This is a genomic window from Allofournierella sp., from assembly GCF_048388525.1.
In the GTDB taxonomy this organism is placed as follows: Bacteria; Bacillota; Clostridia; order Oscillospirales; family Ruminococcaceae; genus BQOK01.
Genome location: NZ_DBGCTQ010000053.1, coordinates 1 through 20,862 on the forward strand (window position 1 = coordinate 1; position 20,862 = coordinate 20,862).

General features: G+C 64.2%; 15 protein-coding genes, 1 tRNA gene and 1 pseudogene. 16 read left to right on the plus strand and 1 reads right to left on the minus strand.

The features are described from left to right. The 4 genes and pseudogenes from ACMLHZ_RS06320 to ACMLHZ_RS06335 all read left to right on the plus strand — a co-directional run. Window positions 1-252, plus strand: a pseudogene (locus tag ACMLHZ_RS06320) (pyridine nucleotide-disulfide oxidoreductase); the annotation flags it as partial. 1 nt (window position 253) lies between these two features. After that, the gene (locus ACMLHZ_RS06325) at window positions 254-640 is read left to right on the plus strand and encodes a DUF1667 domain-containing protein (protein WP_418666924.1); all 387 of its coding nucleotides are present in this window, start codon (window positions 254-256) and stop codon (window positions 638-640) included. Further along, complete coding sequence (locus ACMLHZ_RS06330) at window positions 637-2,241, plus strand: FGGY-family carbohydrate kinase (protein WP_418666925.1); 1,605 nt, start codon at window positions 637-639, stop codon at window positions 2,239-2,241. Before ACMLHZ_RS06325 ends, ACMLHZ_RS06330 begins: the two co-directional genes overlap by 4 nt. Before the next feature lie 51 nt (window positions 2,242-2,292). Continuing rightward, window positions 2,293-4,056, plus strand: coding sequence for an FAD-binding oxidoreductase (locus ACMLHZ_RS06335; RefSeq protein WP_418666926.1), 1,764 nt, complete (start codon window positions 2,293-2,295; stop codon window positions 4,054-4,056). Between the two features lie 59 nt (window positions 4,057-4,115). Here ACMLHZ_RS06335 and ACMLHZ_RS06340 read toward each other — a convergent pair whose 3' ends face one another. After that, window positions 4,116-6,128: a DUF5107 domain-containing protein gene (locus tag ACMLHZ_RS06340; protein WP_418666927.1), complete on the minus strand. Its 2,013-nt coding sequence runs from the start codon at window positions 6,126-6,128 to the stop codon at window positions 4,116-4,118. Window positions 6,129-6,374: 246 nt separating this feature from the next. On the opposite strand from ACMLHZ_RS06340, the gene ACMLHZ_RS06345 reads away from it, so the two are divergent. From ACMLHZ_RS06345 to pgmB, 12 genes are all read left to right on the plus strand, one after another. Next, the gene (locus ACMLHZ_RS06345; RefSeq protein ID WP_418666928.1) at window positions 6,375-7,670 is read left to right on the plus strand and encodes a galactokinase; all 1,296 of its coding nucleotides are present in this window, start codon (window positions 6,375-6,377) and stop codon (window positions 7,668-7,670) included. Between the two features lie 16 nt (window positions 7,671-7,686). Continuing rightward, window positions 7,687-9,174, plus strand: coding sequence for a UDP-glucose--hexose-1-phosphate uridylyltransferase (galT, locus tag ACMLHZ_RS06350; RefSeq protein ID WP_418666929.1), 1,488 nt, complete (start codon window positions 7,687-7,689; stop codon window positions 9,172-9,174). A 31-nt stretch (window positions 9,175-9,205) separates the two neighbouring features. After that, window positions 9,206-10,243 carry an aldose epimerase family protein gene (locus ACMLHZ_RS06355; protein ID WP_418666930.1) on the plus strand — a complete coding sequence of 346 codons (1,038 nt, stop codon included), beginning with the start codon at window positions 9,206-9,208 and terminating at the stop codon, window positions 10,241-10,243. A gap of 125 nt (window positions 10,244-10,368) precedes the next feature. Continuing rightward, window positions 10,369-10,445: transfer RNA gene (locus tag ACMLHZ_RS06360), tRNA-Met, on the plus strand. 431 nt (window positions 10,446-10,876) lie between these two features. Further along, window positions 10,877-11,830: a LacI family DNA-binding transcriptional regulator gene (locus tag ACMLHZ_RS06365; RefSeq protein ID WP_418666931.1), complete on the plus strand. Its 954-nt coding sequence runs from the start codon at window positions 10,877-10,879 to the stop codon at window positions 11,828-11,830. Window positions 11,831-12,047: 217 nt separating this feature from the next. Next, window positions 12,048-13,331, plus strand: a complete 1,284-nt coding sequence (locus tag ACMLHZ_RS06370) for an ABC transporter substrate-binding protein (protein ID WP_418666932.1) — start codon at window positions 12,048-12,050, stop codon at window positions 13,329-13,331. 145 nt (window positions 13,332-13,476) lie between these two features. Then, window positions 13,477-14,367, plus strand: a complete 891-nt coding sequence (locus ACMLHZ_RS06375; protein ID WP_418666933.1) for a carbohydrate ABC transporter permease — start codon at window positions 13,477-13,479, stop codon at window positions 14,365-14,367. Next, entirely contained in the window at window positions 14,367-15,203 is an 837-nt protein-coding gene (locus ACMLHZ_RS06380) for a carbohydrate ABC transporter permease (RefSeq protein ID WP_418666934.1), read from the plus strand. The genes ACMLHZ_RS06375 and ACMLHZ_RS06380 overlap by 1 nt, the downstream gene beginning before the upstream one ends. A 4-nt stretch (window positions 15,204-15,207) precedes the next feature. Next, window positions 15,208-16,113 carry an alpha/beta hydrolase fold domain-containing protein gene (locus ACMLHZ_RS06385; RefSeq protein WP_418666935.1) on the plus strand — a complete coding sequence of 302 codons (906 nt, stop codon included), beginning with the start codon at window positions 15,208-15,210 and terminating at the stop codon, window positions 16,111-16,113. Then, entirely contained in the window at window positions 16,113-16,901 is a 789-nt protein-coding gene (locus tag ACMLHZ_RS06390; protein ID WP_418666936.1) for a ChbG/HpnK family deacetylase, read from the plus strand. The genes ACMLHZ_RS06385 and ACMLHZ_RS06390 overlap by 1 nt, the downstream gene beginning before the upstream one ends. A gap of 29 nt (window positions 16,902-16,930) precedes the next feature. Further along, on the plus strand, window positions 16,931-17,752 hold the full coding sequence (locus ACMLHZ_RS06395) for an MBL fold metallo-hydrolase (protein WP_418666937.1): 822 nt from the start codon (window positions 16,931-16,933) through the stop codon (window positions 17,750-17,752). A gap of 11 nt (window positions 17,753-17,763) precedes the next feature. After that, window positions 17,764-20,766, plus strand: coding sequence for a beta-phosphoglucomutase (gene pgmB, locus ACMLHZ_RS06400; protein WP_418666938.1), 3,003 nt, complete (start codon window positions 17,764-17,766; stop codon window positions 20,764-20,766). The last annotated feature ends 96 nt before the right edge of the window (window positions 20,767-20,862 follow it).

Consider the following 20,862-nt stretch of genomic DNA (forward strand, 5'->3'; position numbering starts at 1 on the left):
GACAGCCTGCTGTATTGCGTGCCCCGGCGGCTGGACCTTGCGGCAGGCGCACAAAAAGCGGCGCTCTTTTTCCGCACCCGTGCCGAGCGGGGCCGCACCAGGCTGCTGGTAAAGCTGGACGGCCGGGAGGTGCTGCGCAAAACCTACCGGGCCCTGCGCCCGCCCGAGATGGAGCGGGTGGAGCTGGAGGTGGGCGCGCTGGGCGCCGCAGAGGGCAGTGTGCTGGAGATCATGCTGGAGGAGGTGGGCTGACATGCCCGGCGAAGCAGTTGAGAAAGAAATGACCTGCATCGTGTGCCCCAACGGCTGCCGCCTTGCGGTGCGGCGGGCGGGGGAGGAGATCACGGTAAAGGGCAATTTGTGCCCCAAGGGGGTCCAGTTTGCAAGGGACGAGCTGACCCACCCGGTGCGCAGCCTGACCACCACCGTGCGCATTTTGGGGGCGGCGCTGCCGGTGCTGCCGGTGCGCACCGACGGGGAAATCCCCAAGGAAGCGCTGAAGGCGGCCATGGCCGAGCTGGGGCGCGTGAGGGTACAGGCCCCCGTCGCCTGCGGCGACGAGGTGTTGAAGGACCTTGCGGGCACCGGCGTGCGGGTGGTGGCCACCTGCACCCTGGAGCGGGAAGGAGGGAACCCATGAACGAACAGAGCGGGGGGGCGCTGGTGCTCACCTTTGACCTGGGCACCCAGAGCGCCCGCGCCATGCTGGTGGACCCGGCGGGCAACATTCTGTACAAGGCGCAGCGGCGGTACGAAACGCCGTATGTTTCGCCCCAGCCGGACTGGGCCGAGCAGGACCCGGACTTTTACTGGCGGGAGCTGTGTGCAGTGAGCCGGGAGCTGAAGGAAAAGGCCGGCCCGGACTGGGCGCGGGCCATTGCCGTGACCCTGACCTGCATCCGCGATACCTGCGTGTGCGTGGATATAGACGGCAAGCCGCTGCGCCCCGCCATCCTGTGGCTGGATAAGCGGGAGGCCCACGGCCTGCCCCGCATCCCCGCCGCCGGCAAAGCGGCCTTTGCGGCCATTGGCATGTACGAATCGGTGAAATTGCAGCGGCGCATGTCCGCCTGCAACTGGATCAAGGTGAACCAGCCGGAGATCTGGAAAAAGACGCACAAATTTTTAATGCTGTCGGCTTATTTGAACTACCGCCTCACCGGCCATTATGTGGACAGCTGCGCCAACCTGATCGGCCACATCCCCTTTGACAGCAAGGAGCGCCGCTGGATGCGCATGAGCGATCTCCGCCGCTGCATTTTTGAGGTGGAGCCGGAAAAGCTGTACAGCGTTGTGGAGCCGGGCGAACGGATCGGCTTTGTGCACCGGTGGGCGGGGGAGCAGACCGGCATCCCCGAGGGCATGGAGCTGATTGCCACCGGTTCGGACAAGGGGTGCGAAACGCTGGGCCTTTCGTGCACAGGGCCGGACAAGGCGGCGCTGAGCTTTGGCACCACCGCCACCGTGCAGGTGACCACACAAAGCTACATGGAGCCGCTTCCCTTCATCCCCGCCTACCCGGCGGTGCTGAAAGGGGCCTACAACCCGGAGGTGCAGATCTACCGGGGATACTGGCTGGTATCCTGGTTCAAGCGGGAGTTCGCAGCCAAGGAGATGGCCGAGGCCCGGCAGAAGGGGGTGAGCGCCGAGCAGCTGCTGAACCGGCGGCTGGCCGAGGTGCCGCCCGGCTGCGAGGGGCTTTTGTTCCAGCCCTATTTTACCCCCGGCATCGCCATGCCCACCGCCCGCGGGTCGATCGTGGGGTTTTCGGACCGGCACACCCGCATCCATTTGTACCGGGCCATCATCGAGGGGGTGAACTACGCGCTGCTGGACGGCCTGCGCACCCTGGAAAAGCGGGGCGGCTTTGCGGTGCGGGAGCTGTATGCGGCGGGCGGCGGCGCCCAGAGCGACGAGATCTGCCAGATCACCGCAAACATGTTCGGCCTGCCGGTGCACCGCATCCAGACCCACGAGGCCAGCGGCCTGGGCAGCAGCATGGTGGCCTTTGCCGCCAAGGGCGTGTACCCGGACATGCAGGCCGCGGCGCAGGCCATGGTGCGTGTGAAGGACCGGTTTGAGCCGGAAGCTGCCCAGCACCGGCTGTACGAGGCGCTGTATGCCCAGGTGTTCCAGAAGGTGTTCCCGCGCCTTTTGCCCCTGTACAAAAAAGAGCAGGCGGTGGAGGAGCAGTTCGCCGCCCCGGCCGCTGAACAGCCGCAGCCGGCCACGGTGCCGTGAAACCCTGCCGCGCTTTTTGGGCGCGCTGTATAAAAGGAGAGATGCAAAGCCATGTCAAAACCATACCGCGATTTTGAACCCAACTGGTTCCGGGGCGATTATTCGCCCAAAAGCTACCGCTCCATCTTTAAGTGGGGCGGCCCGGACCAGATCAAGCCCCCCAAAGAGACCCTGTATAAGATGATCAAGGAAACCTTCGGCCTGACCGACGCGGATTTTGACCACTACACCGAGGATCTGGGCCTGGACGAGGTGCAGTTCGACGCGCCCATTGCCCTGAGCGAAGCGCAGCTGGACGCGCTGCGGGCCATTGTGGGGCCGGAGTACCTGCGCACCGACGATTACGCCCGCCTCTCGGTTGCATACGGCAAAACCATGTACGACATTTTGCGGCTGCGGGGCAAAATTGTGGAGAACATCCCGGACGCGGTGCTGTACCCGGACACAAAGGAGCAGATCGAACAGATCGTTGCCTACTGCCAGCAGGAAAAAATCCCCGTGTATGTGTACGGCGGCGGATCGTCGGTGACGCGGGGCGTGGAGTGCATGAAGGGCGGCGTTTCGCTGGACATGCGCCTGCGCTTCAACAAGGTGGTGGCCTTCAACGAGGTGGACCAGACCATCACGGTGGAGGCGGGCATGAGCGGGCCCAAGCTGGAGAAAACGCTGAACGACGCGGTGCGGCTTTTCGGCGCAAAGCGGGCCTATACCTGCGGGCACTTCCCCCAGAGCTTCGAATATTCCTCGGTGGGGGGCTGGGTGGTGACCCGGGGTGCGGGGCAGAACAGCACCTATTACGGCTGCATCAGCGACATTGTGCTGGCGCAGGAGTACGCCACCCCCATTGGCACCATCCGCACCGACACCTACCCCCGCAAGGCCACCGGGCCGGACCTGGGGCAGATCATGATGGGCGGCGAGGGCGCGTTCGGGGTGCTGACCCACGTGACCCTGAAGATTTTCCGCCACACCCCCGAGACCATCCGGCGCTTTTCGTTTATGTTCCGGGACTGGGAGACCGCCCAGGCGGCCGCGCGGGAGATGATGCAGTGCGAGGCGGGGCACCCCTCGGTGTTCCGGCTTTCGGACCCGGAGGAGACCGGCATCATGCTGCGGCTTTACGGGGTGGATGAAACGCCGCTGATGAAGCTGTTCAAGCTGCGGGGCTTTAAGGAAGGGGAGATGTGCCTCTACCTGGGCTTTACCAACGGCGAAAAGGGCTTTTCCAAAAACTGCGCAAGGGTGATGCACCGGGTGGCCAAACAGTTCGGCGGCATGAGCCTGACCGGCTATGTGACCAAGGGCTGGGAAAAGGGCCGGTTCAGCGACCCCTTCATGCGGGACACCATCCAGGATTTTGGCCTGGTGACCGATACCATGGAGTGCAGCGTGAACTGGAGCAACATGGCCCGGGTGCACAGGGAGGTGCGGGCCTACTGCAAAAGCCGGCCCAATACCATCTGCATGACCCACATGAGCCATGTGTACCCCCAGGGGGCGAACCTGTACTGGATCTTTATTGCAAAAATGAGCGACCCCGAGGAGTACCGCGCCTACCACGCGGGCATTCTGGACGCGATCCAGCGCTCGGGCGCCTCCATGAGCCACCACCACGGTATCGGCAAGATGTTCGGGCCCTGGCTGGAGGGCAGCGTGGGGCACCGGGAATACGACGTAATCCGGGCGCTGAAACGGCACTTTGACCCAGATAACATCATGAACCCGGGCGGCACCCTGGGCCTGGACCTGCCCGAGGAGCAAAAGCGCTGTCTGCGGCCGGACATCCCGCCCCTGGCGCGGGAGGGCAAGGAATAAAAGAACACCGGGCGGCCCCCGCATAAAAGCAGGGGCCGCCCGGTGCATTTTGTTAAAGGTCACGCGCCGAACATGCGGAAATCCAGTTCCCGGGGCAGGGGCAGGTTGTAATCGACGGCCGCGGGGGTGAAGGGCACGCCCTTTTGCCGGCAGGCAAGGCGGGCCTGGTGCTCGAACCACACGTTCGCAAGCCCCAGCGCCCCCTCGCGGATGCAGGCGTATTCCCGGGTGAAGCAGTCCTCCACAAAGGCGTCCTGGCCCAGGGCAACCGCCGCCTGGGCCGCGGTGAGGCGCCCGGTCTCGGTCTGATGGTGTGAGGGCAGTGCCTGCCAGAGCTGCCAGGCCTCCTGCAGCCGGCCTGCCCGGACCAGGGCGTTCAGGGCCTGCTCGGAAAAGCTGGGATCCAGGCGGTCGCCCTCCAGCCGGTGGGCCAGAACAAAGCAGTCGGCGGCGAGCGGCCAGTCTTCCCGGCGGGCCGCCAGCAGGCCCAGGGCGTGGGCCGCCCAGGGGCTGCCCTGCCGTGCCAGCTGCTCAAAGAAGGGCAGAGCCTCGCTCTCGCGGCCGTTTTCGGCCAGAGCCACCGCGCACTGGAATTTTGCCTGCCCGGCGGCGCCGGGGCGGGCCGCCAGCTCTTCCAAAAGGGGCAGCCAGGCGGGGGCGGTCATATAGGGCAGGGGGCGCTCGGTTTCCGGCAGCATTTCGCCGGCCAGCGCCGCGGCCCAGGGGGCGAGTTCGCTGCCCGCCCGGGGTGCGGGGAAAGCGAGGTGCGGCGCAAAATCCGGCTGGCCCGCCGCCTGGCGGCGCAGCCGCTCCAGGCCGCCCCGCTCATCGCCCGCACAGAGCAGCCCGCCGCCGGGCAGAAGGGCTTTTTCGGCATAAAGGGCGGCCAGCGCGTTCACCCGGGCCGCGGGCAGCAGCGCTTCCACAGCCGCCTCCACCCCGGGCAGGGCTTCGTTCCATTCCCCGGCCACCGCGGCGGCCGGGGCGGTGAAGGCGCCGAACAGCTGCACAAACTGCACCACGCCCCGCCCGGCGATGCGGGCGGTGTGGAGCTGGCTGGGGGCCAGGCCCGCCTGGATCTCGATGTAATCGCCCCGGCCGGGCTGGGCCAGATAGTCGCACCAGTGCCGCCCGCCCTGGCTTGCGCCCCAGCAGAACATCTTGCGGGCGAAGAGGGGCTGGGTGGAGCGCTCGAACAGGCCCCGGCCATCCGATTCGGCGCAGACCTCCCAGGGGGCGGGGTCGGTGCGGCCATTCTGGAAAAAGTATTCCACCGAGCGGGGGATGCGGGCGGGAAAGCTCACATCCACCCCGGGCAGGTTGGGCTGGAAGGGCATGCGGCAAATGCCGAAGCCCGGCTGCAGGTTTTCCGGCGAAGGGGTGAGCTGATACAGAACTTCGGCTGTGCCGGAAAACACCCGGGTGCCGCCGGTCAGGGGCATGGCGGTGTTGGTCCACCAGTAAAGAGGCGATTCCCCGGGGAGGGTGTTCTCGATGCGCACCTGCACTGCCAGCTGGGCCGCGCCGTCCGGCAGATGGAAGTCCAGCTGGAGCACCTGGCCCTCGATGGCCTCGTACTGGTACATGCGCAGGAACTCCTCGCCGTCCGGGGCGCTGACCCGGCAGCAATACAGGGGGGCGCAGGTGAACACGTGGTGGCCGGTGTGGCCCAGGTTCCACTCGATCCCGCCCGAGAACCAGGCGCCCCGGATGGCCAGGTTCGCAATGCGCAGCGCGGGGTTGCGGAACAGCAGCTCCCGCCCCTCGGCCTTGCTGTAAAGCGACCACAGCCGCCCGCCGAGGCCGGGCAGAAGCACCGCTTTCAGGTGGTCGTTTTCCAGCACCGCGGCTTCCACCGTGACAGGCGCGTCGCTGCGGGTGTACCGGTCCTGCATGCGGTAGGGTAGGCAGCGGGCGCCGCACCCCGCGCCGTAGCCTGTGAGCTCGGCGGGGCGCAGGGTGCCATCCTGCGGAACGGCCATGTCGCGCCGGGGGGCGCAGAATACGGGCTGGGGGCTCTCCGGGCCGGGCAGCGAGCCCGGAAGGGTCAATTTGTCCATATAGATACGCATACGTTGCTCCTCTGCGCGGAACAGGGCCGCGCTGTTTTGTCAAGCACCATTATACAGCGGCCGGGGCAGGTCCGCAATCCCTGCCGCTGGTGAGATATTGCGCGTTTTATCCAGCCGAAAAGCAACAAACAGACAACGAAACCCACCGATCTTTGTGCTATAATGGTGGCAGAAGAGCCCGCCGGAACCACCGGGGGCCCACAAGGCCCGGCCCGGCCGGGCAGCGTTGTAAGGAGGAACACCACCATGCGTACCATCCAAGAGCTCAAACAGGCGGTGGAGGCGGGCCGCTTTGACGCCGCTTTCACCGCGCTTTATGGCTGCGCGGGCATTCCGCTGGCCGCCTGCCGCGCCCGGTATGCCGCCCTGGGGGCCGGCTTCGCCGCCGCCTTTGGCGAGGGGGAGCGGGCCTACGCCTTTTTCTCGGCCCCCGGCCGCACCGAGCTGGGCGGCAACCACACCGACCACCAGCGGGGCAGGGTGCTTGCGGCCAGCGTGAACCTGGACGTGATCGCCCTGGCCGCGCCCAACGGCACCGATACCGTGAGGGTATTGTCTGAGGGGTACCCCATGGACGTGGTGGAGCTTTCCTGCCTGGAGCCTGCGGAGGGCGAGGCCAACCACTCGGCGGCGCTGGTGCGGGGCGTGTGCGCGCGCTTTGCACAGCTGGGCTGCAAGGTGCGGGGCTTTGACGCCTACACGGTTTCGAATGTGCTGAAGGGCAGCGGGCTTTCGTCTTCCGCGGCCTTTGAGGTGCTGCTGGGCAACATTGTAAACGGGCTGTTCGGCGGCGGCCAGGACGCGGTGGAAATTGCCAAAACCGGCCAATACGCCGAAAATGTTTTTTTTAAAAAGCCCAGCGGCCTGCTGGACCAGATGGCCAGCTCGGTGGGCGGGGTGGTGGCCATTGATTTTGCCGACCCGGCCGCGCCCCGGGTGCGGCCCATCGGCTTGGATCTGGCGGCCCAGGGGTACGCACTGTGCGTGATCGACACCGGCGCGGACCATGCCGATCTGACGGGCGAATACGCCGCCGTGCCCGCCGAGATGGGCGCTGTGGCGGCCGCCTGCGGCGGCCAGGTGCTGCGCCAGGTGCCGGAGGAAGTGTTTTATGAAAAGCTGCCCGGGCTGCGCCGGACCCTGGGCGACCGGGCCGTGCTGCGGGCCGTGCACTTTTATGCCGACGACGCCCGCGCGGCGGCCGAGGCCGAGGCCCTGGAGGCGGGCGATTTTGCGCACTTTTTGCAGCTGGTGAAGGAGAGCGGTGCCTCCTCGTTCATGTATTTGCAGAATGTGGCCTGCCATTCCAAGCCCCCCGAGGAGCAGCCGGTTGCCGCGGCCCTGGCCCTGGCGGAGCACCTTTTAGGCGGTGAGGGCGCGTTCCGGGTGCACGGCGGCGGCTTCGCGGGGACCATTCAGGCCTTCGTGCCGCTGCACAGGCTGGATGCGTTCCGAGCGGGCATGGAGGCAGCCCTGGGCGAGGGGATGTGCCACGTGCTGGCCATTCGCCCGGTGGGCGGCGCATGCCTGGCCGAAGAATAAAGAAGGGGGAAAAAGCATGATCGACGCTTATATCGCGGCCCTGGCAGCCTATGCCGAGCACAACGGCCTGCTGGAAGCGGGGGACCACTGGTACGGCATCAACGCCCTGCTGGAAGCCCTGGGGCTGGACAGCTACACCGAGCCGGCGGAGCTGCCCGCCCTGCCGCTGGAGGAAGTGCTGGACCGGCTGGTGGAGTTTGCGCGGGAAAAGGGCCTGTGCGGCGAGGGAATCACCGAGCACGACCTGTTCGACACAAGGCTGATGGGCTGCCTGACCCCGCGCCCCAGCCAGGTGAACGGGCGCTTTTGGCAGCTGTATGCCGGGGATCCGCAGCGCGCCACCGACTGGTATTACGCCTTCAGCCAGGCGACCAATTACATCCGGCGGGACCGCATTGCCAAGGATCAGAAATGGCTGGCGGACACCGCCTATGGCCCCATGGAGATCACCATCAACCTGTCAAAGCCGGAAAAGGATCCCAAAGCCATCGCCGCCGCGCGGCTGAAGGCGCCCTCCGGGTACCCCAAGTGCCTGCTGTGCCAGGAAAACGAGGGCTACGCGGGCCGCGCCGACCACCCGGCCCGCCAGAACCACCGGCTGCTGGCGCTGGAGCTGCTGGGCGAAGCGTGGGCCATGCAATATTCACCCTATGTGTATTACAACGAGCACTGTATCTTTTTGAACCGGCAGCACCGCCCCATGAAGATCGACCGGGGCGCCTTTGAAAAGCTGCTGGCCATTGTGGAGCAGTTCCCCCACTACTTTGTGGGCTCCAACGCCGACCTGCCCATCGTGGGGGGCTCGATCCTGAGCCACGAGCACTTCCAGGGCGGCCGGCACACCTTTGCCATGGAGACCGCCCCGGTGGAGCGCGGCTTTGCTGTGCCCGGCTGGGAGGGGGTGCGGGCCGGGGTGGTGCGCTGGCCCATGAGCGTGATCCGCCTGACGTGCGCGGAAAAAGAGCCGCTGGCCGCGCTGGCCGACCACATTTTGACAGCCTGGCGCGTTTACAGCGACGGGGCCGCCGGTATTTACGCCGCGACCGGGGGCGAGGCGCACAACACCATCACCCCCATTGCACGGCGGCGGGGGGCCGATTACGAGCTGGACCTGGTGCTGCGCAACAACCGGACCACCGAAGAATACCCCATGGGCGTATTCCACCCGCACCAGGAGCTGCACCACATCAAAAAAGAGAACATCGGTTTGATCGAGGTGATGGGGCTGGCGGTGCTGCCCGCCCGCCTGAAGGATGAGCTGGAGGCGGTGGCCGCCGCGCTGGTGAGCGGCGCCGACCTGGAGGCAGACCCCGCCACAGCGCTGCATGCCGAATGGGCGCGGCAGGTGAAGGCGCGCCACCCCGAGCTGTGCGCGGCCAATGCCGCTGCGATACTGCAGGCCGAGGTGGGCAGCGTGTTTGCCACCGTGCTGGAGCACGCCGGCGTTTATAAGCGCAGCGCCGAGGGCCAGGCGGCCTTTGACCGGTTCATCGCCAGCCTGTAAGGGCGCGGCAAAAGCGGAAGGAGTGCGTTTTATGGCAGTGAAACGGGAATTGTTTGGCCACACCGGCGCGGGTGCGCCGGTGTGGCGCTATACCCTGTACAATGAAACCCTGGCCGTGGCGGTGCTGGACCGGGGCGTTACCCTGCAAAGCGTGACTGTGCCCGGCAGGGAGGGCCCGGTGGATGTGCTGCTGGGCTATGACGATGTGCGAAGCTACGAGGAAAACGGCGGGTACCTGGGCGCGTTTGTGGGCCGGGTGGCAAACCGCATTGCGGGCGGCCGCTTTTGCCTTGGGGGGCAGGAGTACGCCCTTGCCTGCAACGACGGCCCGAACCACCTGCACGGAGGCCGCGAGGGGTTTGACAAACGGCTGTTCACCCTGGCGGGGGAGGGGCCGGATCACCTTGTTTTTGTGCTGGAAAGCCCGGCAGGCGAGGAGGGATACCCCGGCGCGGTGCGGGTGGAGGTATGCCTGCGGCTGGTGGAGGACGGCTTTTCGATGGAGTGGAAGGGCGAGGCGGGCCAGCCCACCCTGTTCGGGCCCAGCTGCCACGCCTACTGGAACCTGGCGGGCCAGGGGCGGGGCGATGTGCTGGACCAGCGGCTGCGGCTTTTTGCGGCGGCGTACACGCCGGTGGACGAGACGCTGATCCCCACCGGGGAGGTGCGGCCGGTGGCGGGCACCCCCTTTGATTTTACCGCGGCAAAGCCCCTTGGCCGGGAGATCGCGGCGCCGGATCCGCAGCTTGGCTTCGGTGGGGGCTACGACCACAATTTTGTTCTGGAGGGCGAAACGGGCACCCCGCACCCCTGCGCGGAAGGGTACAGCCCGGTCACGGGCGTGCGGCTGCGCATGGAGACCACCCTGCCGGGCGTGCAGCTTTATACCGGGAATTACCTGAGCGCCGCCCGGGGCAAGGGGGGCGCGGCCTACAGCCGTCACAGCGGCTTCTGCCTGGAGCCGCAGTATTTCCCGGACGCGGTGCATCACCCGGGATTTGAGCAGAATCTGCTGCTGCCCGGCGCCCCCCAGCGCCACAGGACCACCTGGCGGTTCTCGGTGGAGTGAGGGGAGCAAAAGCAGGGGTGCAGGACGGGCCCCCGCCCGCCGCAAAAAAAATGGGCAAAAAAGCTTGACAAGACCTTTGCGCCATGCTATATTATATAGGCACCCAAAAAACGGGGTGCCTATATCGCGGAGTGGAGCAGTCCGGTAGCTCGTCGGGCTCATAACCCGAAGGTCGTAGGTTCAAATCCTGCCTCCGCAACCAAATGAATAGGGGTCAAGTTCTGAACAGTCTGATGAGACTGAACAAAACTTGACTCCTTTTTTGTGTTGCATCAGGAACTTTCTGTATGTATCGGCTAACTTTAAGCAAATAGACTTTAGCGGATTTCGCCTCTTATTGGATAAGTTAGGTCTAATTGTCCAACAACGATATCTCATGATTTGGAGCTTGAAGCGCAAATATCTTTTTTGTTAAGCATGTCACTTTAACTCTTAAAATCACGATTTATCGTTGATTTTAAGAGCTTTTTTGTTTGCCTTCAGCAATAAGCCGTCTGCCTTGTTCAAAGGCAAATGGCTTTTATTGTGTGGCAAAGTGTTGGGAAGATCATAAAAAACTTATTTTATTGATTTACAAAACCATATTTTACTGGTATAATTTAGTAAAATACTTTTTGAGTGTGGTGGCGCAGGATGATCAAACTGAAACAGATCGCAGAAATGGCGGGCGTTTCGCCGGCGACCGTGTCCAACGTGCTGAACGGCAGAAAAAATGTGGGCGAGGAAGTACGCCGAAAGGTGCTGGAGCTTTGCAGGCAGACGGGCTACCAGCCCGCGGCGCGGGTGCACAAAGGGGGCCAGCCCCGCACTGTGGTGTTCAACTTCAGCGATTTTGACCGGAGCTTTTACCTGAACATCATCAAGGGCATCAGCGAATGCCTGACGGAAAACAACTACGATCTGATCGTGTGCACCAGCAGATCCAGCCGGAACTTTATGAAAAGCCGCTTTTCCGCGGGGGCGATCAGCCTGGACGGGAAGATCAGCGACGAGCAGCTGCTGGCCGTGGCGCAGGACGGATACCCGGTTGTGGTGATGGACAGGGTGCTGGAAAATGAATCGATCAAAAGTGTGGTGGTGGACAATTACCCCGTGATGTGCGAGCTGGTGCAGAAACTGATTCTAAAAGGATACCAGCGCTTTGGCTATGTGGGGGGAACCGAGCGCTCACTGGACAACATCGAGCGGTTTGCGGCGGTTGAAAGCACGCTGCGGGCAAACAATCTCCCCTTTGACAAAAAGTATTATTTCCATGGGGATTACCGGGAAAAAAGCGGCTACCAGGCGGCCAAGCTGATGCTGCTGGGCAATGCGCTGCCGCAGGTGCTGGTATGCGCCAACGACAACATGGCCCTGGGCGCGATGCGCGCGTTTAAGGAGCGCGGCCTGGAGATCCCGGGGGACATTGCGGTCACCGGGTTCGACGATTGCGACGCCGCGGCGCTGATGGGCCTTACCACGGTTTCCATCCCCCGGTATGAGAACGGATATCTGGCGGCAAAAGAGCTTCTGAACCTGATTGAGGGGGCTGCCGCTGACGAGCCTTTTAAGATCAGCGCCTCGGTGTGCTGGCGCGAAACTGCATGAGAGAATGACAGAAAAACCCACCTGCCAGATAAATTTATTTAGTAATTTATCTGGCAGGTGGGTTTTTCTTGTCCAAAAAGCCATTTATTATTTGGTTCATATGGCGAAAAAATAGATTTTAATGAAAATATTTTGAATGCATTGACAGACAAATGCCAGGATGATATGGTTTTGGTAAAGAATTTACTTGCAAAACCGATTTTAAGGAGGAAATAAAATGAAAATGAAAAGTTTTACTGCATTGCTTCTGACAGGCGCGCTGGCGGCGGGGCTGCTGGCCGGCTGCGGCGGCGCGCCTTCCGCCGCGCCCAGCGGCAGCGGGGCGGCGCCCGAGGGGGGCGCCGTTACACTGAGCGTTTACGGCGGGACCTCGCCCATGAAGGAAGCCATTGACCAGATGACCACGGATTACAAAGCCCAAACCGGCGTTACCGTGGAGTGGGAGATCCCGGGCGACGAGCCCTACACCCTGCTCAAAACGCGGTTTGCCTCCAACGAGGCGCCCGATATTTTTGATCTGGCCAACGGCGACTACGCCACCTGGGGCGTGCGCTGCGCCGACCTGACCGGCGCGGACTGGGTCAGCCACATGGATGAGACCGCCCTGGCCGCGGCCACGGTTGAAGGCAAGGTGCTGGGCTTCCCCTATGCGGTGGAGGGCAACGGCATTGTTTACAACAAAGCGCTCTTTGCCCAGGCAGGCATCGACAAGGTGCCCGAAACCCTGGACGAATTGGAGGACACCTGCAAAAAGCTGCGGGCCGCGGGCATCCAGCCCTTTGGTGAGGCCTTTAAAGAGTGGGGCTTTTTGATGCACATTTTCGGCACTACCGTGGCATATGAAAAGGATCCCAGGGCCTTCTGCGACGAGTTGAACGCGGGAACCAAGACCCTGGGCGATCTGGCCAACATCGACAATTTCTTCCGATTGTACGACCTGACGCTGGATTACGGCAAGGGCGCGGAGTCTGTGGGGTACGGCGCTGCCGACCAGGTGGCGGACTTTGCCGCGGGCAAGATGGCGATGATCAAGCAGGGGACCTGGTACGGCGACCCGCTGTGGGCCACCAACCCCGACCTGGATATCGGCCTTTTTGCCGTGCCCCTCACCAACAATGCGGCCGATACCAAGCTGATGACCTCGGCCACCCGCTATTTCAGCGTTGCCAACACCAGCAAGCACGCCGCAGAGGCGGGCGCATTCCTGAACTGGATCTATGAAAACGCGCAGAAATACCTGGTGGACAGCACCATGCGCGTGGCCCCGCCTTACGACAATGTGGACCTGAGCAACCTGGGGGCGTTGAACGAGGATATGCAGCGCTATATGGCCGAGGGGAAGGCGTTCCCGATCTTCGGCACAGAGTATTTCCCCTCCGGCTTTGTGACCGATATCGCCACGCCGCTGCAGGCTTATGCGGCGGGCATGGCCGATGAGGCGGCCACCATCGACGCGCTGCAGAAGGCATATGAAAACCGGCTGGCGGCCCAGGGCGGCTAAGAAAATGAAGGGGGCCGGGTGAAAAAGCAAGGAGAGCTTTTTGCCCGGCCCTGCGTTTTTAACAGGGCCGCAGCCAGAGCGTGCCCGCGAGGTGCAACAAGGCAGGGGGCGCGGCAAAGCGCGCCCCCAAAAAGAAGAGGTACACATGCAGAAAAAACATTTGCAGAAAAAGCTGCGGCAGAACGCGCTGTACATTCTGTTTACAGGGCCGGCCATGCTGCTGTTCTTTACCTTTGTAATCTGTTCGGTGGGGCTGGGGATTTTTTACTCCCTGCGCGACTGGAACGGAATCGACCCGGCATCCAACTTTGTGGGCCTGCGCAATTATGCCCGGGTGTTCAGCGACCCAGACTTCAGGGCGTCGCTTTGGTTCACGATCCGTTACACCGTGATCACGGTGGTACTGGTGAACGTTTTTGCACTGCTGCTGGCCGTGGGTCTGAACGCCAGGATCCCGGGGCGCGGCCTGCTGCGCGCGGCTTTTTTTACGCCCATGGTCATCAGTTCGGTCACCAGCGGTTATTTGTGGAACTTCATCGTGGTGCATCTTTTCCCCATGCTGGGCAAGCTCACGGGGATCGAAGGGCTGCAGAAGGACTGGATGTCGTATCCGCCGCTGGCGTTTGCGGCCCTCATCATTGTTTCGGTGTGGCAGATGACGGGCTATTACATGCTGATTTATCTCACCGGCCTGCAGGGCGTGCCGCAGGAAATTGTGGAGGCCGCCACCATCGACGGCGCGGGACCCGTGCAGACCTTTTTCCGGGTGAAGCTGCCTATGATCCGCTCCTCGGTCACCATCTGCCTGTTTTTGAGCCTGGTGGGCGGGTTTAAGTCCTTCGACCTGAACTATTCGCTGACCAATGGCGGACCCTTCGGCACCACACAGTCGCTGTCGTTCCAGATCTATCTGGACGCCTTCAAGCGCGACGCCATCTCCTACGCGTCGGCCAAGGCGGTGCTGTTCAGCATCCTCATCGCCCTTGTGGCGGGGCTGCAGGTCCTGCTGACGCGGCGCAAGGAGGTGGAGCTGTAATGGCGCAAAAGAAAAAGCGCGCGGCCGGAAAAGCCGTGCTGGTAACGGTGCTGCTGCTTGCGGCGCTGCTGTTCCTGTTTCCGCTGATCCTGATCTTTCTGAACTGCCTCAAGAGCCAATCGGAGATCACGGCGTCGCTGCTGGCCCTGCCCACGCAGCTGCATTTTGAAAACTTTCCCAATGCGATGGCGCAGATGAACTACCTGCAGGCCTTTGCCAATTCCATCCTGATCACGGTGTGCAGCGTTGCGGGGCTGGTGCTGTTCGCCTCGATGGCGGCCTATCAGGTGGTGCGGCGCAAGTGCCTGGCAAGCCGGATCATTTCGGGGCTGATGGTGGCTTCCATGGCCATTCCGTTCCAGGTGCTGATGGTGCCCTCGGTGATTGTGGCGCGGGAGCTGCACCTGGTGAACAGCCGGCCGGGCATGATCGTGATGTACTGGGGCTTTTTGCTGCCCATGGCCATGTTTTTGTACCAGGGCTTTGTGAAGGGGGTGCCCCGTGAGCTGGAGGAGGCGGCCATGATCGACGGCTGCGGCCAGATCCGCGCCTTTTTCCGCATCGTATTCCCCATGCTGAAGCCCATCACAGCCACGGTGGCCATCATCAACATTTTGGGCGTGTTCAACGATTTCACCCTGCCGCTGATTATGCTGAGCTCACAAAGCCTGAAGACCTTGCCCCTCTCCTTCAGTGTGTTTTACAGCAGCTACCTGAACGAGTGGCAGCTCATTATGTCCGGGCTGGTGCTCTCGATCTTCCCGGTGCTCGTGTTCTTTCTGCTCATGCAGAGAAACATCATGGACGGCCTGACGGCCGGCGCTTTGAAAGGATAATACCATGAAAACGATTCGTGACGCACAGTTTGTTCCCGCGTGGATCGACATGACTCCCCAGGTGCCGGAGCCGCGCATCGACTGGATCGAAGAAAAATACTTGGATCTCGCCTACGGCGAAGACCCGCTGCAGAGGCTGGATCTCTACCTGCCGCCGCGCGCGGAAAAGCCGCTGCCGCTGGTGGTGCTGGTGCACGGCGGCGGGTTCTGCCTGTGCGACAAGCGCGACTGGCACCTGTACCCCGGCTTTTATGCCCTGCGCGAGGGCTTTGCCCTGGCGTCGGTGAATTACCGGCTGGCACCGGCGGCCAGGTTCCCCGCCCCGGTGGAGGACCTGAAGGCGGCCCTTCGCTTTTTGCGGGCGCAGGCGGGGCGGTACGGCCTGCGCACACAGGACGTTTTTTTGTATGGAACCTCGGCGGGCGGAAACCTGGTGACGCTGGTGGGCCTGCAAACCGCGGGCACGCCGGAAGCCGTGGCGGGCGTGGCGGCCCTGTGCCCGCTGCTGGATTTCGAAAACCAGTGGGCGTATATGCAGGCGATGGAGGGCGAAGCCGCGGTGCGGGAAATGTTCCTTGCATCGGCCGTGCAGTACCTGGGCGCTGCGCCGAACGAGGATGCGCCCCTTGCCCGCCGCGCCGGCGCGCGGGAATATATCACGGTCAAGGCCCCGCCTTTCTACCTGCAGCACGGCACGCTGGACCCGGCCGTGCCGGTGGAGCAGGCCCGGGAGTTTGCGGCGCAGCTGCGCGCGGTGTGCGGGGGCAGCGCGGTGACGCTGGATCTGATGGAGAGGGTGGCCCACGCGGGCGGCGGGCCGGAATTTTTGGAGGAGGAGCACATCCTGCCGATCCTGGGCTTTTTCCGGGGGCTGTGCAGAGAAACGCCGCAAAAAGAGGGGGGCTGCTGATGAAAACGCTCATTACCCGCGCAGACGACTGTGCGTCCAGCCGCGCGGCCAACCAGGCCATTGCCCGGGCGGCACAGGCGGGGTTTGTTAAAAACATTTCGGTGATGGCGGTGTGCCCCTTTGTGGAGGAGGCCGCCGGCCTGCTGGCACATAAAGACGAGCTGTGCTTCGGCCTGCACATCGCCCTGAATTCGGAGTGGGACGTGATGCGCTGGGGCCCGCTGACAAACGCGCCGTCGCTGACGGATGCGCGCGGCTGCTTTTACCAGGACCCCGCGCAGTTCGCGGAGCACCCGCCCCGGCTGGACGAGGTGATGGCGGAGATCGAGGCCCAATACGCCCGCCTTGCCGGGGCCGGGTTCCATTTGAGCTACGCCGAGTGCCACATGCTGCCCGAGCGGTACCTGCCCGGCCTGCAGCAGCGCCTGGCGCAGTGGATCCGCGAAAAAGGCCTGCTGGATTTCGGCTTTTACATGGACAGGGTGCTGCCGCATATGGACGAGGTGGCGGTGACGCCGGGCCTTTTTGAAAAAGTGCTTTCGGGGTTGGGCGACGGGCAGTACTGTTATGTGGCGCACCCGGCACTGTACAGCCAGGAGATGCTGCAAACGGGCAATGCGCTGTGTTCGGGCGAGGAGATCGCGCGGCACCGGGCCGCGGACGCCGCCTTTATGGCCGACCCCCGCACGCTGGAGATCTGCCGCGCACAGGGGGTTGAGACCATCCGTCTGGACGAGGCCGTGCCCGGGGAATACCGGGTGTTCGGCCCTGGCCCCATGCTGCAGTGAGCGGCGATCTGCCGCAGAAAGGCAAGCTTATGGAATTTACGTATGCCGTTACGCCCCTGAGTGCGGACACCTGGCGCATCGACGAAGCGATGGGCGGCGCGCACACCTACGCCTACCTGCTGGAGGGCGCTGAGTGGGCCATGCTGATCGACACCTGCCAGGGCCTGGGGAACCTGCGCGCCGCCGTGGAGCAGCTGACGAAAAAGCCCGTGCTCGTGGTCAACACCCACGGTCACCTGGACCACATCGGCAGCAACGCCGCCTTTGCCGGGGCTTATCTCGCGGAGGCTGATCTGCCGGTGGCGCAGGAGCACGGCGAGCCGGCCTACCGGCGCGGCATGTTCCTGCGGTTTGCGCGGGAGCTCGGCGTTTTGCTGGGCGAGAGGCAGCTGGACGCGCTGGCGCACCGGTGCAAGGGCGCACGCTACCTGCCCATGGCGCAGGGGGATGTGTTTGAGCTGGGCGGCCGCACCCTGCGCGTGCTGGCCACGCCCGGGCACACGCCCGGTTCGGTGTGCTTTTTGGAGGAAGGCCGGGGTGCCCTGTACACGGGCGACACCGCCTGCGCCCGCGGCGTGCTGCTGTGCCTGCCTCACTCCTGTGGGGTGGCGACCTTCCGGCAGAGCATCCGGAGCCTGCGCGCATTGGCGGACCGGTTTACCACCATCCACCCCGGCCACCACGAGGCGCCGCTGGGCCCGGAGGTGCTGGAAAAATACGACGCCTGCGCCACCGGCATCCTGGAGGGGCGGGTGCAGGGCATACCGGGGGAATCCGCCGGGGAGGCCTGCCTGCTGGGCCCATGGGAGGATATCTCCATCGCCTACAGGGCGGATCATATTTTCGATTGAGGGGAAACAACATGGAAGGGACAAAGCGCACAAGCGGCCCGGACGACAGCTTTTATATGACAGAGGACCGGTTCGACCCCGCCGCCCTGGGCCGCGGCGAATCCCTTTTCACCCTGGGGAACGGCTCCCTGGGCTTCCGGGGGGATTTTGAGGAAGGCTATCCGGGCGCGCGCGAAGGAGTTTATCTAAACGGCTTTTATGATACCGCGCCCATCCGTTACGGGGAAACGGCCTATGGCTATGCCCGCAACGGGCAGACCATGCTCAACCTTGCCAACGCAAAGCGGATCCGCATTTTTTTGGACGGCGAGGAGCTGTGCCTGGCGCGGGGCGAGGTGAAAAATTACCGGCGCGTGCTCTCGATGAAGGAGGGCGCGCTCACCCGGGAATTCGAGTGGCGCTCGCCGGAGGGGCGTACCGCGCGGGTGCGGTTTGAGCGCATGGTTTCGCTTTCGGGCGGAGATGTTGCCTGCCTGCGCTGCGCGGTGGAGCCGCTGGAAGGGGTAAAACAGGTGCGGATCGAGAGCGCCATCGACGCCCGGGCCAAAAATACCGCCGCCCGGGAGGATCCGCGGGTGGGCTCCTGCCTGGACGGCGCGCCGCTGAAAACGATGCAGTTCAGAGCGCAGGGCGACGGTTGTATGCTGGTGCAGGCGACGCGCCGTTCGGCCCTGGCCTATGCCTGCGCAGCAGTACACCGCGTGCGGTCGGCCGCGCCGGTAACGGCTGTTTGCAGCCAGAATGCGCAGGAAGTGTGCTGCACCTACTGTGCCGGCGGCGCTGTGCTGCTGGAAAAGTTCGTGGCGTATACTCACGGCCCGGCCGGGCAGGCGGCGGCGCTGGGCCGCCGGGCACAGGCGCAGGCCCGGCAGGCCGCTGTCGACGCGGAGCGGCTACAAACGGCGCAGCGGGAGGCGCTGGAAGAGTTCTGGACAAACACGGGCCTTTCGATCGAGGGGGACCCGCGCCTTTTGCAGGGGCTGCGGTTCAGCCTGTTCCAGGTGTTTCAGTCCGCCGGGCGGGACGGCAAGACAAATATTTCCGCCAAGGGGCTGAGCGGGGAGGGCTACGAGGGCCACTATTTTTGGGACACCGAAACCTATATTTTTCCGTTTTTTCTGTATACCCTGCCCGGGATCGCCCGGTCGCTTTTGTGCTACCGCTACTCCATCCTGGACCAGGCCCGCGCCCGCGCCCGGGAGACGGGACACCCCCGGGGGGCGCTGTTTCCCTGGAGGACCATCAACGGCGAGGAGTGCTCGGCCTATTACCCGGCGGGCACGGCCCAGTATCATATCAACGCCGACATCGCCAACGCCGTGGCCCTGTATGCCGAGACGACGGGCGACGAGGCTTTTATGCGGGAATGCGGCGTGGAGATCCTGGCGGAAACGGCGCGCCTTTGGCTGGATCTGGGCTTTTACAGCGCGGAACAGGGCGGGCGCTTTTGCATCGACGGGGTCACGGGGCCGGACGAATACAGCGTGCTGGTGAACAACAACTGCTACACCAACCTGATGGCTGCCGAGAACCTGGAGCAGGCGGCGCGGTGGACGGCCTGGCTGCGGGAAACCTATCCCGCAGCGGCCGGGGCGCTGTTCCGGCGCATCGGCCTGGGGGAGGAGGAACCCGGCGCCTGGCGCGCCGCGGCCCAAAGCATGTACCTACCCTACGATGAGGCGCGGGGCGTTTATTTGCAGGACGACGCCTTTTTCCAGCGCGTGCCCTGGCCGCTGCAAACGATCCCCCAAGAAAATTTCCCGCTTTTGCTGCACTACCACCCCCTGGTCATCTACCGCCACCAGGTCTGCAAGCAGGCAGATCTGGTATTGGCCCTGCTGCTGCGGGGGGAGAGATTTGACCTGCTGCAAAAGCGAAAGATTTTTGACGTTTACGAGCCGCTCACCACCCACGACTCCTCCCTTTCCAAAACGGTGTTCAGCATTGTGGCCAGCGAGATCGGCTACCATGAAAAGGCGTATGCGTTTTTTGAGGGGTCGGCGCGGCTGGACCTGGACGACAGCCACGGCAACTCGCGGGACGGGCTGCACATGGCCAACATGGCAGGCACCTGGCTCAGCGTGGTGTACGGCTTTGCCGGCATGCGGCAAAAAGGCGGGCTGCTGGCGTTTCGCCCCTGCCTGCCGCAGGGCTGGGAACAGTACGGCTTTTGCGTCCGCTGGCGGGGCAGGCGGCTGCGGGTCTGTGTGAGGCGGGCGCAGACAGCTTATCTGCTGGAGGAGGGGGAGGCCATGGCCCTGCTCCACCAGGGCGCGCGCCTGTGGCTGGAGCCCGGCGGGGAGCGCGCGGCGGATACGCCGCCCAGGCGGTTCGACGGTGTTGTGTTTGATCTGGACGGCGTTTTGTGCCACACCGACCGGCTTCACTGCGAGGCGTGGGCGCACGCCTGTGCGCAAAGGGGCATTCCCTTCAGCGAGGCTGTGAACGAACAGCTGCGGGGCGTGAGCCGCAGCGCCAGCGTGGAGCTGATTTTAAAGGGCGCGGCGATGGAGCTGCCGCAGCCCGAAAAGGACGCTTTGGCCCGGGAGAAAAACGCGTACTACCGCACCCTGCTGGAGCAATTGACCCCGGCGGACGTGCCGCGCGGCACCCGGGAAATGCTGAAAGCGCTGCGGGCGCAGGGCGTGCGGCTGGCGGTGGCCAGCGCCAGCGAAAACGCGCCGATGATTTTGCGCCGGGTGGAACTGGACGGCCTGCTGGACGCGGTGGTGGACGGCACGATGCTGCGCCGCTCGAAGCCCGATCCGGAGGTGTTCCTGAAGGCGGCGGAGCTGCTGGGGCTGGAGCCGCGGCAGTGCCTTGTGGTGGAGGACGCGGCGGCCGGGGCGCAGGCCGCGGCCGCCGGCGGCTTTGCGTGCGCGGGGCTTGCCTGTGCCGCACAGGCAAGGGAAGCCGGTTACCCGCTGCAGGACGTGACGGACCTGCTGCCCCTGTTTGGAAGCGCCGCCGAAGCCCCCGGCACAGCCTGCGGCTGCCCGGCCGCGGAAGAGTAGAAACGCAAAAAGCCGCCCTTCCCTGCTGATGGGAAGGGCGGCTTTTGCGTTTTGAGGCGGCTTGCGGGATGCGCCGGGGGCAAGAACAGCCGCTGC

Excerpts from the sequence above, each read along its gene's own strand:
- ACMLHZ_RS06370 (WP_418666932.1), top strand. The coding sequence starts at position 12,048 with ATGAAAATGAAAAGTTTTACTGCATTGCTTCTGACAGGCGCGCTGGCG.
- ACMLHZ_RS06325 (WP_418666924.1), top strand. The coding sequence starts at position 254 with ATGCCCGGCGAAGCAGTTGAGAAAGAAATGACCTGCATCGTGTGCCCC.
- ACMLHZ_RS06335 (WP_418666926.1), top strand. The coding sequence starts at position 2,293 with ATGTCAAAACCATACCGCGATTTTGAACCCAACTGGTTCCGGGGCGAT.
- pgmB (WP_418666938.1), top strand. The coding sequence starts at position 17,764 with ATGGAAGGGACAAAGCGCACAAGCGGCCCGGACGACAGCTTTTATATG.
- ACMLHZ_RS06330 (WP_418666925.1), top strand. The coding sequence starts at position 637 with ATGAACGAACAGAGCGGGGGGGCGCTGGTGCTCACCTTTGACCTGGGC.
- ACMLHZ_RS06345 (WP_418666928.1), top strand. The coding sequence starts at position 6,375 with ATGCGTACCATCCAAGAGCTCAAACAGGCGGTGGAGGCGGGCCGCTTT.
- ACMLHZ_RS06385 (WP_418666935.1), top strand. The coding sequence starts at position 15,208 with ATGAAAACGATTCGTGACGCACAGTTTGTTCCCGCGTGGATCGACATG.
- ACMLHZ_RS06375 (WP_418666933.1), top strand. The coding sequence starts at position 13,477 with ATGCAGAAAAAACATTTGCAGAAAAAGCTGCGGCAGAACGCGCTGTAC.
- ACMLHZ_RS06390 (WP_418666936.1), top strand. The coding sequence starts at position 16,113 with ATGAAAACGCTCATTACCCGCGCAGACGACTGTGCGTCCAGCCGCGCG.
- ACMLHZ_RS06365 (WP_418666931.1), top strand. The coding sequence starts at position 10,877 with ATGATCAAACTGAAACAGATCGCAGAAATGGCGGGCGTTTCGCCGGCG.
- ACMLHZ_RS06380 (WP_418666934.1), top strand. The coding sequence starts at position 14,367 with ATGGCGCAAAAGAAAAAGCGCGCGGCCGGAAAAGCCGTGCTGGTAACG.
- ACMLHZ_RS06395 (WP_418666937.1), top strand. The coding sequence starts at position 16,931 with ATGGAATTTACGTATGCCGTTACGCCCCTGAGTGCGGACACCTGGCGC.
- ACMLHZ_RS06355 (WP_418666930.1), top strand. The coding sequence starts at position 9,206 with ATGGCAGTGAAACGGGAATTGTTTGGCCACACCGGCGCGGGTGCGCCG.
- ACMLHZ_RS06340 (WP_418666927.1), bottom strand. The coding sequence starts at position 6,128 with ATGCGTATCTATATGGACAAATTGACCCTTCCGGGCTCGCTGCCCGGC.
- galT (WP_418666929.1), top strand. The coding sequence starts at position 7,687 with ATGATCGACGCTTATATCGCGGCCCTGGCAGCCTATGCCGAGCACAAC.